Genomic DNA, 11,385 nt, shown 5'->3' with positions numbered 1-11,385 from the left:
TAGCGCATGCGCTACGGCAGAGCCCGTGTGCGATTGGCAGAACTGACCCCGGATTTCAGCCGTCGATAGGGTGGGCGGGAGTGTCGAGGGTGAGCTGGTAGAAGGCCAGGTCCAGCCATTTGCCGAATTTGAAGCCGACTTCGGGCAAGGTGCCGACGTGCTTGAAACCCAGCTGCTGGTGCAGCGCGATGCTGCCGGCGTTGGCGGCGTCGATGCCACCCATCATGGCGTGCAGGCCCTGCCCGCGCGCGGCGGCGATCAGTTCCTGCAGCATCAGTTTGCCCAGCCCCTTGCCGCGCTGGTCCTTGTGGATGTAGACCGAGTGCTCCACCGTGTACTTGAAGGCCGGGAAGGCGCGGAAGGTGCCGTAGCTGCCAAAACCGAGCAGCGTGCCGCTTTCATCTTCGATGCCGATCACCGGGAAGCCGCCATTGCGCTTGGCTTCGAACCATGCGGTCATGGTTTGCATGGTGCGCTCCTTGTATTCGTACAGCGCGGTGGAGTGCAGGATGGCGTCGTTGAAGATGTCCAGGATGGCCGGCGCGTGGCGCTCGAAGCTGCACTGGACGATGGCGTGCTTGCTCATGATTCCCTCTTGATGGTGGATGCCTCCACTATACTGGAATCAATCTCCAGAATTCAAGAACAACACGCGATTCACCCACGCTCGGCCATCTGCGACAACAGTCTGACCAGTTCGGCAGCCACCCGCGCGGCGAAGTCGGAAGGAACGGCTTTTTCGGCATTCAAAGCAAGCGTTTGCATTTCAGTCTCCCTGCGAGAAAAACTTGTTCATGGAATTTTGTCGGCGTATGGGTTATATTTTCGGCCAATATAAATTCGGTATCAAACGAGTTATTTTCGAACCTAGCGCAAGAAAAACTTAGCCATGCCCAATACTTTGCGGTCCCTGTCCGGCTTGATCGATTTCGATTGCGCGGCGCGCTGGGGCAGTTTCAAGCTGGCGGCGCAGGAGCTGCACAAGACGCCGGCCGCGATCAGCCTGCAGGTCAAGCAGCTGGAGGAGGCGCTGGGCTTCGATCTGTTCGTGCGCCATCCACGCCACATCACGCTGACCGACAAGGGTCAGGACCTGGCCGCCACAGTGCGCCGCATGCTCGGCGAACTGAATACCAAGGTCGCGGCGCTGCAGGGCGGCGACGAGGAAAAAATCCTGCGCATCTCGACCACGCATTCGCTGGCGATCAAGTGGCTGGTGCCGCGCATCGCCCGCTTCACCAAGCTGTATCCGGAACTCGACATCCGCATCGATTCCAGCGACCAGCTGGCGAACATGAACGATGGCAGCACCGACATCGCGCTGCGCACCTATGATGTGATCCCGGGCGACCCCGATCTGCTGTTTGAGGATTATCTGGTGGCCGTGTACAGCCCGTCGCTGCTGGCGCCAGGCGAAACGGAGATCACCTTGCAGACGCTGGACCGCTACCCCCTGCTGCACGAAACCACCACCGATACCTGGATACGTCTGCTGCGGCATAACAATGCGCTCAACGGCCAGTACAACTTCTCGCGCAGCTACACCAACTTCGCGGTGATGGTGCAGTCGGCGCTGGCCGGTCAGGGCGTGGCGCTGGTATCGCACGCCATCGCTTACGAGGATTTGTGCCAGGGCGCCCTGAAGATGGTGGCCTGCGAGAGCGCGCCATACCGGCGCGGCTATCGCCTGCTGTTCAACCGCAGCGTGCAGGGCATGAGCAAGATCACCCGCTTCCGCGACTGGCTGTATGAGGAAGTCGCGGAAATGCAGAAAGGATTGAACTGATGCTGTTCTCATTGCTGGGCGCCGCGCTGATCGCCGCCTTGCCGGGCCAGGGCGCCACCGCCAAGGCGCCGCTGCGCTACGTCGAAAAGGCCGATGGCAATCTGCCCGCCAACCGCAAGGGCCGGCCGCTGTTCCAGGACGCGCTGGGCGCCGCCATGGCACGCCAGTTGGGCCGTCCGGTGAAGTATGTGCAGCTGCCGCGCAAGCGCGTCATGGCGGCGCTGGAAAACGGCGACGGCGATGTGCTGTGCTCCTATCTGCCGCAATGGCTGCCGGGCGAGGTGGAATGGAGCAAGCCCTTCCTGCCGGTCAGCGAGGTGGTGATGTCGTCGCCGCGCGTGGCGCCGCTGGCGGCCCTCGACGATTTGCGCGGCAAGACCATCGGCACGGTGCTGGGCTTCCGCTATCCGGAGCTGGAGAAGACGCTAGGCAAGGACTTCGTGCGCGACGATGCGCCGTCGACCATGCTCTCCATCCGCAAATGGTCGGCCGGCCGTTTCGATTACGTGATCACGCCGCGCACGGTGGTCGACAGTTTCAGCGCCGAGAAGATCATCGCGCCCGGCTATCACCTGCTGACGGTGTACGAAGTGAAGACCATGTGCGCGATCTCGCGCAAGAGCAGCATCAGCGTCGCCGAATTCAACGCCGCGATCGAGGCGCTGGAAAAAAACGGCGAGCTGACACAGATCATGAAGCTGCGCTGATCAGCGTACCAGGCAAGGACGCTTCGGATCGAAACTCCAGCCGGGGATCAGGAACTGCATCGCCATCGCGTCGTTGCGCGCGCCCAGTCCCATGGACAGGTAGAGCTGATGCGCCGCCTCCACCTGTTCCATGTCCAGCTCCACGCCCAGGCCAGGCCTGGCCGGCACGTCCACCAGCCCGCCGACGATTTGTAGCGGTTCTTTGGTGAGGCGCTGGCCGTCCTGCCAGATCCAGTGCGTATCGATGGCGGTGATCTTGCCCGGCGCGGCCGCCGCCACGTGGGTGAACATCGCCAGCGAAACGTCGAAGTGGTTGTTGGAGTGCGAGCCCCAGGTCAGCCCCCATTCGTGACACAGCTGCGCCACCCGCACCGATCCCTGCATGGTCCAGAAATGCGGATCGGCCAGCGGGATGTCCACCGATTGCAGCTGGATCGCATGCCCCATTTCGCGCCAGTCGGTGGCGATCATGTTGGTGGCGGTCGGCAGGCCGGTGGCGCGGCGGAATTCGGCCATCACCTCGCGTCCCGAGTAGCCGTTCTCGGCGCCGCACGGATCTTCCGCGTAGGCCAGCACATCGCCCCTGCCGCGGCACAGGCGGATCGCATCCTTGAGCAGCCAGCCGCCGTTCGGATCGAGCGTGATGCGCGCGTCGGGGAAGCGTTCGGCCAGCGCGGTGACGGCTTCGATTTCCTCTTCGCCGCGCAGCACGCCGCCCTTCAGCTTGAAGTCCTTGAAGCCGTAGCGCTGGTAAGCCGCTTCGGCCAGGGCGACGATGGCCTCGGCGTCCATGGCCTTTTCGTGGCGCAGGCGGAACCAGTCGTCTTCGGCATCCGGCTCGCTGGCGTAGGGCAGATCGGTCACGTTACGGTCGCCGACGTAGAACAGGTAGCCGAGCATGGGCACCTGCGCGCGCTGCTGGCCATCGCCGAGCAGCGCCGCCAGCGGCACGCCCAGGTGCTGGCCGAGCAGGTCGAGCAGCGCGCATTCGATCGCCGTCACCGCGTGGATGGCGATGCGCAGATCGAAGGTCTGCAATCCGCGGCCGCCACTGTCGCGGTCCGCAAAGGCCGCGCGCACCTTGTTCAGGATGGCGTTGTACTGACCGATGGACTGGCCGACGATCAGCGCCTGGGCATCCTCCAGCGTGGCGCGGATCTTCTCGCCGCCGGGGACTTCGCCGACGCCGGTGTTGCCGGCGCTGTCGGCCAGGATCAGCAGGTTACGGGTGAAGTACGGCGCGTGCGCGCCGCTCAGGTTGAGCAGCATGCCGTCGCGGCCCGCGACGGGGATCACCCGCATGGCGGTAATGGTAGGTGTGGTCATTATTGTGTCAGTGTCAGATTGCTTTCGAGGCGGATGTCATCCGATGCGCTGCCGACCATCAGCTTGAAGTCGCCCGCTTCGGCGCCCCATGTCAGCTGGCTGTTGAAGAAGGACAGCGTGTCGCGGTCGATGGTGAAGCTCACGCGGCGCGTCTCGCCCGGCTTCAGGTGCACTTTCTCGAAGCCCTTCAGCTCCTTCAGCGGGCGCACCACAGAGGACACCATGTCGCGCAGGTAGAGCTGCACGATTTCCGTGCCCTCCACCTTGCCGCTGTTGGCCAGGTCGAAGGACAGCGTCACCTTCTGGCCCTTGCCCATGGTCGGGCTGCTGAGGGTCAGCCCCGAATATTTGAAGTCGGTATAGCTCAGGCCATGGCCGAAGGCGTAGCGCGGCGTGTTCACCGAATCGATGTAGGCCGATTTGTAGACCACATTCTTTTCGTCGGTGACCGGACGACCGGTGTTGTACTGCACGTACGACAGCGGAATCTGGCCCACGCTGCGCGGGAAGGTGATCGGCAGCTTGCCCGACGGGTTGTAGTCGCCGAACAGCACGTTGGCCACCGCGTTGCCGCCTTCGCTGCCGGGGAACCAGGCGTAGACGATGGCGTCCGCCTGGTCGGCGATGCTGTTGAACACCAGCGGACGGCCGGCCAGCATCACTACCACGATCGGCTTGCCGGTGGCCTTCAGCGCGGCGAACAGCGCTTCCTGCTGTCCCGGCAGGGTGATGTCGGTGCGCGACTTGGCTTCGCCGCTCAGGTCCCAGGTCTCGCCCACGGCCAGCACGATCACGTCCGACCTGGCGGCGGTGGCGACGGCGTCGGCAAAGCCTTCGCTGCTTGCGCAGCCTGGTTTGCAGGCCGCCGCGTAGCTGATCTCCGCCTTGCCGGCGTGGCTGCGCATGCCTTCCAGGATGCTGACCACCTTGGCACGCTCGCCCTGCACCACCCAGCCGCCTTCCAGGTCGCGCTGCGAATCGGCCAGCGGGCCGATCACCGCGATACGTCTGGCCTCGCGCGACAGGGGCAGGAAGTGGCTTTCATTCTTCAGCAGGACGATGGACTTTTGCGCCACGTCCAGCGCGGCGGCGCGGTGCGATTGATCGCCCAGCACGGACTTCTCGCGCGCGGCGTCGGAATAGCGGTAAGGATCGTCGAACAGGCCCAGTTCGAACTTCTTGTACAGCACGCGGTGCACGGCCGCGTCCAGCGTGGCCATCTTCACCTTGCCGGATTTGACGGCGGCTTCCAGATGCTGGCTGTAGGCATAGCCTTCCATGTCCATGTCGTTGCCGGCGTTGATGGCCTTGACGGCGGCATCGGCCAGGTCGGACGCATAACCATGCGGCACCATCTCGCGCACCGAACCCCAGTCGCTGACCACGAAGCCCTTGTAGTTCCAGGCGCCCTTCAGGATGTCGCGCTGCAAAAATGCGCTGCCGGTGGCCGGCACGCCGTTCAGCGTATTGAAGGAGTTCATGAAGGTCGCCACACCCGCATCGGCGGCGGCCTTGAACGGCGGCAGATAGGTTTCGTACAGCTGCTGGTTGCTCATGTCGACCGCGTTGTAATCGCGGCCGGCAATCGCGGCGCCGTAGGCGGCGAAGTGCTTGGCGGTGGCCATCACCGAATCGGTGGCCGCGCCCAGCTTTTTGCCCTGGAAGCCGCGCACGCGCGCGGCGGCAATCTTCGAGCCCAGATAGGTGTCTTCGCCGGCGCCTTCCATCACGCGGCCCCAGCGCGGGTCGCGCGCCACGTCCACCATGGGCGCAAAGGTCCAGTGGATGCCGGCGGCCGCCGCCTCCCTGGCGGCGATGTGCGCGGACAGTTCGATCGCGTCCAGATCCCACGAGGCGGATTCGCCCAATGGCACCGGGAACACGGTCTGGTAGCCGTGAATGACGTCGAGGCTGAACAGCAGCGGGATCTTCAGGCGCGATTGCAGCGCCAGCGCCTGGATCTCGCGCGTGTCGGCCACGCCTTTCACGTTCAGCATGGAGCCGACCTTGCCGTTGCGGATATCGGCCAGCTTGTCGGCGTATTCGCTGCTGGTGGGACCGGTGAACTGGCGGCCGGACAGCTGGTGCAGCTGGCCGACTTTTTCAGCCACCGTCATTTTCTTCATCAGCTCATCGACCTTGCGATCGATCTGTGCGTCCTGCGCGTGCGCGGACAGGGCGAAGGCCGCGCTGACGGCGGCAACGATGTGGTGTGGTTTCATTTGTACTGTTGTTGTTTTTGGTCGTAATACGACTTCAGCGTGTAGAAGGCTTGCTTCTTCTTGCCGGTCTCCGAGATCAGGCCCTTGCGGTTCCAGTAGTCCTGGTAGTAGGGATGCGGACGGCGCGGCGAACGGAAGTCCGCCAGTACCCAGGGCGTCATGCCGCGCAGGCCGGGGATCGCGTCCAGCATCTTGAAGGTGTTCTTGTACAGCTGGTCCTGATATTCCTCGCTCCACTTGGTGTCGCTGTCGGCGTGGTAGCCGCCCAGCGCGTCGGCGCCGAACTCGGTGACGATCACCGGCTTGTTGTAATCGACCTTGAAGGAGTACTTCAGCATCTCCTTGTTGTTGGTCCAGTACCAGCCGGCGTATTCGTTGAAGCTGGCGAGGTCGATCTTCGCCGCCAGCGGATCTTCGACGGTGATCACGTCGCCGCTGCGGTGCACCTCCAGCGCCGCGCCCACCAGGCGGGTGCGGTCCAGCGAGCGCACGGTGTCGGCCAGCTTGCCCATGAAGTCGGTGCGCACGGGGCTCACCGGCGTCTCGTTACCGATCGACCAGATGATGACGCTGGCGCGGTTCTTGTCGCGCACCACCAGGTCGGTCAGCTGCTGCCTGGCGTTGGCGAAGACTTCCGGCTTGTCCCACGAGATGGTCCAGTACACCGGCACTTCGGCCCAGACCAGGATGCCCATTTCATCGGCCAGCTTGATCATCTCCTCGCTGTGGGGATAGTGGGCCAGACGCACGTAATTGCAGTTCATGTCCTTGGCCCACTGCAGCATCATGCGCATGTCGCCTTCGCCGCGCAGACGGCCGGGGATCAGCGGATTCTCGTCATGCAGCGAAATCCCGCGCAGGAAGATCGACTGCCCGTTCAGCAGAATATCGTGGCCGCGCGTCTCGATGGTGCGCAGGCCGATGCGGTCTTCCAGCTTGTCGGTACCGCTAACAATCGAGACTGCGTAAAGCTTCGGGTCTTCCGGCGTCCAGTAGCGCACCTTGTTTTTCGGCAGGGCGATGCTGACGGCGGCGCGGCCGTTGGCGTCGGTATGCACGGTGGTCTTCAGGTTCAGCTCAGCAATGGCGATGGTGACGTCCTGCGCACGCTTGTCGCCGGCCAGTTGCACATAGCCTTCGATGCGGCCCATGTCGCCCTTGGCCAGCTGGATCTGGTAATCCTCGACATAGTTCGACGGCGTCTCCACCAGCATCACGTCGCGCGTGATGCCGCCGTAGTTCCACCAGTCGGTGTTGACGGTCGGGATGTCATCCTGGTGGCGCGTGTTGTCGGCCTTGACCACCACCGCGTTCTGGCCCTTCAGCAGGCTGCCGGTGACTTCGAACTGGAATGGCGTGAAGCCGCCCTTGTGGCTGCCGATCTTCTTCCCGTTCAGGTAGACGTGCGCTTCGTAGTTGACCGCGCCGAAGTAGAGGAAGTAGCGCTTGCCGTCCTGCGGCTGGGCGTTGAACTTCTGGCGCAGCCACACCGTGCCTTCGTAAAACTCCATCTTGGCGCTCTGCGAATTCCAGTCGCCCGGAACGGCCATGGTCGGCGAAGTGTCGAAATCGTATTCGACCGCGTCGTCCTTGCTCTTCGGCTTGCGGTCGTCGTAGAAGCCGCCGGCGCCGCTCGGCGACTGGTCGAACGGCTGGCGACGATAGTTGTAGAAGCCCGTTTCATACGGATCGACGATGTAGTTCCAGCGACCGTCCAGCAGCACGTGCTGGCGGCCGTAGATGTTCTGCAGCGTCGGCGGTTGCTTGGCCAGTTCCGCGCGTTTGCCCGTGCCCTGGTTGGCCTGTGCCTGTCCCGGCGCCTGATCGTCCTGCGCCATCGCCGCGAAGCTCGCGGTGAGGCAGCCTGCCAATAACAACGACTTCCACACTTTTTGCATGCATGTCTCCTGAAGTTTTATTAGTTGGTGAATTTGCCTTCGTAATCCGACGGGGTCGCGTCGACGTGCAAGGTCAGACGCAACGGCAGCTTGTCCATCACCCCCGCCAGTTGTTCGCGCGCGGCGGACAGCAGCGTTTCGCCTATGGTCCGCACCAGCTCCGGGCTGCGGCCCGGCGTGATACGCAGATTGAGGTAGACGAACGCCCTGCCCTGCTCGCCGTCCGCCACCGCGTACTGCACGGCGGGATACGCCAGCACACGGGTGCCGTACAGCGGAAATACCAGCGCGCCGGTCGCGTCTTTCAACGTGACCAGCGTGTGCGACAGCGCCTTGCACAAGGCGCCGACATCGGCATGCGCATCCAGATTGGCGGTGTATTCGATTTTCAGATGCGGCATGGTGCTCCTTTTACTGATTTTACTGGTACTTGATGGTCCACTTGATCGTCAGCGGATCTTTCATGGTCAGCTTGCCGGTGCTGCAGCTGACCAGGGTCTTCATCGGGCCGTATGGCGCCATGAAATCATGGTTGCCGTTGGTCGGCGCCGACTGGCATTGCTGCAGGCCGCTGACACTGTACTCCTTCACGTCGCCCTGGGCGAACGTGACGGTGTTGCCCTTAATGGTAGCCTGATCCGAGAAAGAGGCGAATTCCAGTGACACCTTGTCCACTTCCTGCGCGCCGACCGGGGTGTAGACGTCGGTGCGGGTCAGCTGGCCGTGTTCCAGCGTGTAGGTGGTCTGCAGCTTGATGCGCGCATCCTTCTGCGGACCTTTCTTGCCCAGCTTATCCAGTTCGTCCTGGCGGTAGGTGACGGTGTAGCGCTGGCCATCCTTGGCGGTCTTGATGTCCTTGATCCACGCCGCGCCGATCAGCTGTGTGCCGTCGGCCAGGGTGAACTTGGGCAGCAGCTGCGGATGGGCATAGCCGCTGTCCGCCACACCGGAGACGATGCCTTGCGCGAACGGCAGCGGGTAGTAAGGGCTGTTGTCATGCTGACTGCTGCCGCCGTTGATCATGTTCAGGCTGACCACGTGCTTCCCGTCGCGGAAGATGGCCAGCGCGCGGTCGTAATCGCCCTGTGCGAAGGTGGTGACGCTGAACTGCGGGCGGTTCTTGTCCAGCCATTGCTGCAGGTCGGCCTTCGGCGCGGCGTCCTTGAAGCCGGCCTTGTTCCAGGTTTCGTTGGTGTAGATCAGCTGGTGCAGCAGCGAGAAGTTCTCGCCCAGGATGCGGTGCTTGCCGCGATAGGTGTCGGTGCGGCGGCCCTTGCCCCACATGTCCAGCGAGTGCATGGCCGGGTCGTACCAGAAGTCCATGTAGCGCGCCGCCACGCGCGAGGAGAAGGCGTAAGCGTACTGCTTCTCTTCCGGCGTGAGCACGTTCAGGTAGGCGGACACCGACAGGATTTCCACCAGCGCCGTCTCGCCATACGGTCCCAGGCTGCGGCCGAAGCTGAAGCCGTCGCCGGCGGTGTTCATGGAATTCAGCGCGATGTCGGCGGCCTTGCGCAGCAGGGTTTTCAGTTCGTCGGTCGGCTGCAGGCCGGTCTCCAGGAAGCGTTCGCAGATCTCGGCGATCAACAGGATGCTGTAACGGTCGAAGCGGCCCTCGCCGTCGGTCTCGTCGGAGAAGCCATATTTGCCCGAGTACTTCTTGTAGTGGGTGAGCATTTTCTCCAGCAGCACCTTGCCGGCGCTTTCATCTTCCCAGCCCATCAGCATGCGCAGGCGCGCGATGCTGAAGGCGACGCCGTAGTAGTTGGTCGGAAGGCTGATCAGGTCCCACTGCGGGGTGACGAAGGTGCGCCAGTCCAGGTTCTTGCGCAGCTTTTCCAGCGTCTGCGGGCTGATGGCGCGCTCCAGCAGGCCGGCTTCCTTCAGCTTCACCAGGGTGCCCATGTAGTAGTAGATGCCCCAAGTGTGGTTGTCCATGTCGACCGTCAGGTCGGCGATCTGACGGTATTCCTTGAGCTTCTGTTCCAGCGACGGATCGTCCTTGGGGGTGTTCAGCAGCACGTGACCCAGGCCGGCGGCGACTTTACCGGGCAGGAATTTGTCGCCGCTCTTGAACGGCGCCGAGCCGTCCATGACGATGGCTTCCTTCTCCGCCACCAGTTTCTTGAAGAAGTAGTCCAGCTGTTTGTACGCGTTGTCCTGCACGATGCGGTTCATCGGCGTGGTGGCGTTGGCCGGCACGTAGTTGGCCGGCGTCGTTTCGGCTTGCACCAGCGGGGCGGAGGCGAAGGCCAGCAGCACGGCCAGCGCGGTGGAAGTGAGGCGGAGGGTCGTCATGTGTGTCTCAGAGGGGTGAAGTTATTATGGAAAACGTTTAACCGGATGGTATGTGATTTTCTGGATGAGGTAAAGCGATTATGCGTGCGTCTATTCCGTGCGTTATTCGTTACGATTCGTGGTGGAGCTGCGCAGCACCAGTTGCGGCTCGATGATGCCGGTGCGCGGCGCGTCCTTGCCGTCGATCTGCGCCAGCAGCTGCTCCATCGCCGCCGCGCCCAGGCGCTCGCTCTGCAGATCCACCGTCGTCAACGGCGGAGAAGTGTAGCTCGCGAAGGCGATGTTGTCGAAGCCCGCCACCGAGACATCGCCCGGCACGCGGAAGCCCAGCGTCTGCGCCGCCTTCATGAAGCCCATGGCCATCAGATCGTTATAGCAGATCAGCGCATCGGGATGGTGGGCGCCCAGCATGATGAAAGAACTCATGCGTTCCCCTTCCTGCGCCGACGGCTCGGCGCCGTCGTACACCGCCAACTCGATGCCGCTGCCGGCCAGGCAGTCGCGGATGCCGGACAGGCGCTCCTCGTCGCGCCGCGATTTCGAAAACCCCAGGTAAGCCAGCTTGCGATTGCCCAGCGTGATCAGGTGGCGCGTCAGCATCGACGCGCCGCGGTGGTCGTCGCCGGTCACCCACGGGATATCGCGCTGCAGGCGGCCCAGGAACACCAGCGGCTTGCCCAGCTCCAGCATCCAGTCCATCTGCGCCTCGGTCATGCGCGAGATGACGATCATGCCATCCACGCGGCGGCTCAGCGCCTCCAGCAGCGGACGTTCGCGGTGCGGATTTTCCTCGGTATCGACCAGCAGCAGGTTATAGCCGTGCGCCTGCGCCACGCGGTTGGCGCCCTTGACCACGGCGGCGAAGTGCGGATTCGCCACATCCAGCACCGACACGCCGATACTCATGGTACGCCCGGTGATCATCGACTGCGCCAGCGGATTGGAACGGTAACCCAGCTCCGCGATCACCCGCGTAATCGCCTCCTCCACCTGCGGCGAGAAGCGCTGCGCGCGGTTGACGAACTTGGACACCGTCGCGGTGGAGACGCCGGCGCCGGCGGCCACGTCGCGGATGGTGGGGATGGGCTTTTTCATGAATCGATTGACCTCGGGGAGAATTTCGCTATACTTGCGATTAAACGTTTAAC

9 protein-coding genes are annotated in these 11,385 nt (G+C 63.3%); 2 read left to right on the top strand and 7 right to left on the bottom strand.

Features of this window, described 5'->3' with window-relative positions; translation table 11 throughout:
- Positions 1 to 55: 55 nt before the first annotated feature.
- Entirely contained in the window at positions 56 to 586 is a 531-nt protein-coding gene (locus tag E4L98_RS21955) for a GNAT family N-acetyltransferase (protein WP_135203673.1), read from the bottom strand.
- 303 nt (positions 587 to 889) lie between these two features.
- Between E4L98_RS21955 and E4L98_RS21950 the strand changes: the two genes are divergently transcribed.
- Positions 890 to 1,786 carry a LysR substrate-binding domain-containing protein gene (locus E4L98_RS21950; RefSeq protein ID WP_135203672.1) on the top strand — a complete coding sequence of 299 codons (897 nt, stop codon included), beginning with the start codon at positions 890 to 892 and terminating at the stop codon, positions 1,784 to 1,786.
- The gene (locus E4L98_RS21945; RefSeq protein WP_135203671.1) at positions 1,786 to 2,493 is read left to right on the top strand and encodes a substrate-binding periplasmic protein; all 708 of its coding nucleotides are present in this window, start codon (positions 1,786 to 1,788) and stop codon (positions 2,491 to 2,493) included. Before E4L98_RS21950 ends, E4L98_RS21945 begins: the two co-directional genes overlap by 1 nt.
- Here the strand turns inward: E4L98_RS21945 and gudD are convergent, their stop codons facing one another.
- The 6 genes from gudD to E4L98_RS21915 form a co-directional block, all read right to left on the bottom strand.
- Positions 2,494 to 3,819 (bottom strand): glucarate dehydratase, encoded by a 1,326-nt coding sequence (gene gudD, locus E4L98_RS21940; protein ID WP_135203670.1) that lies wholly within the window; start codon positions 3,817 to 3,819, stop codon positions 2,494 to 2,496.
- Positions 3,819 to 6,041 carry a glycoside hydrolase family 3 N-terminal domain-containing protein gene (locus tag E4L98_RS21935; RefSeq protein WP_135203669.1) on the bottom strand — a complete coding sequence of 741 codons (2,223 nt, stop codon included), beginning with the start codon at positions 6,039 to 6,041 and terminating at the stop codon, positions 3,819 to 3,821. Before E4L98_RS21935 ends, gudD begins: the two co-directional genes overlap by 1 nt.
- Positions 6,038 to 7,939 (bottom strand): glycoside hydrolase family 2 protein, encoded by a 1,902-nt coding sequence (locus E4L98_RS21930; RefSeq protein ID WP_135203668.1) that lies wholly within the window; start codon positions 7,937 to 7,939, stop codon positions 6,038 to 6,040. Before E4L98_RS21930 ends, E4L98_RS21935 begins: the two co-directional genes overlap by 4 nt.
- A gap of 20 nt (positions 7,940 to 7,959) precedes the next feature.
- Positions 7,960 to 8,340 (bottom strand): 5-carboxymethyl-2-hydroxymuconate Delta-isomerase, encoded by a 381-nt coding sequence (locus E4L98_RS21925; RefSeq protein ID WP_135203667.1) that lies wholly within the window; start codon positions 8,338 to 8,340, stop codon positions 7,960 to 7,962.
- A 19-nt stretch (positions 8,341 to 8,359) separates the two neighbouring features.
- Positions 8,360 to 10,237 carry a hypothetical protein gene (locus E4L98_RS21920; RefSeq protein ID WP_135203666.1) on the bottom strand — a complete coding sequence of 626 codons (1,878 nt, stop codon included), beginning with the start codon at positions 10,235 to 10,237 and terminating at the stop codon, positions 8,360 to 8,362.
- Between the two features lie 102 nt (positions 10,238 to 10,339).
- A complete protein-coding gene (locus tag E4L98_RS21915) occupies positions 10,340 to 11,332 on the bottom strand; it encodes a LacI family DNA-binding transcriptional regulator (protein ID WP_135203665.1) in 993 nt (330 codons plus the stop codon).
- Positions 11,333 to 11,385: the final 53 nt, after the last annotated feature.

Origin of the sequence: Duganella callida (assembly GCF_004614165.1) — a bacterium.
GTDB lineage: Bacteria > Pseudomonadota > Gammaproteobacteria > Burkholderiales > Burkholderiaceae_D > Rugamonas > Rugamonas callida.
This window is presented reverse-complemented; position numbering and strand designations above follow the sequence as displayed.

Excerpts from the sequence above, each read along its gene's own strand:
- E4L98_RS21925 (WP_135203667.1), bottom strand. The coding sequence starts at position 8,340 with ATGCCGCATCTGAAAATCGAATACACCGCCAATCTGGATGCGCATGCC.
- E4L98_RS21920 (WP_135203666.1), bottom strand. The coding sequence starts at position 10,237 with ATGACGACCCTCCGCCTCACTTCCACCGCGCTGGCCGTGCTGCTGGCC.
- E4L98_RS21945 (WP_135203671.1), top strand. The coding sequence starts at position 1,786 with ATGCTGTTCTCATTGCTGGGCGCCGCGCTGATCGCCGCCTTGCCGGGC.
- E4L98_RS21955 (WP_135203673.1), bottom strand. The coding sequence starts at position 586 with ATGAGCAAGCACGCCATCGTCCAGTGCAGCTTCGAGCGCCACGCGCCG.
- E4L98_RS21930 (WP_135203668.1), bottom strand. The coding sequence starts at position 7,939 with ATGCAAAAAGTGTGGAAGTCGTTGTTATTGGCAGGCTGCCTCACCGCG.
- E4L98_RS21950 (WP_135203672.1), top strand. The coding sequence starts at position 890 with ATGCCCAATACTTTGCGGTCCCTGTCCGGCTTGATCGATTTCGATTGC.
- E4L98_RS21915 (WP_135203665.1), bottom strand. The coding sequence starts at position 11,332 with ATGAAAAAGCCCATCCCCACCATCCGCGACGTGGCCGCCGGCGCCGGC.
- E4L98_RS21935 (WP_135203669.1), bottom strand. The coding sequence starts at position 6,041 with ATGAAACCACACCACATCGTTGCCGCCGTCAGCGCGGCCTTCGCCCTG.
- gudD (WP_135203670.1), bottom strand. The coding sequence starts at position 3,819 with ATGACCACACCTACCATTACCGCCATGCGGGTGATCCCCGTCGCGGGC.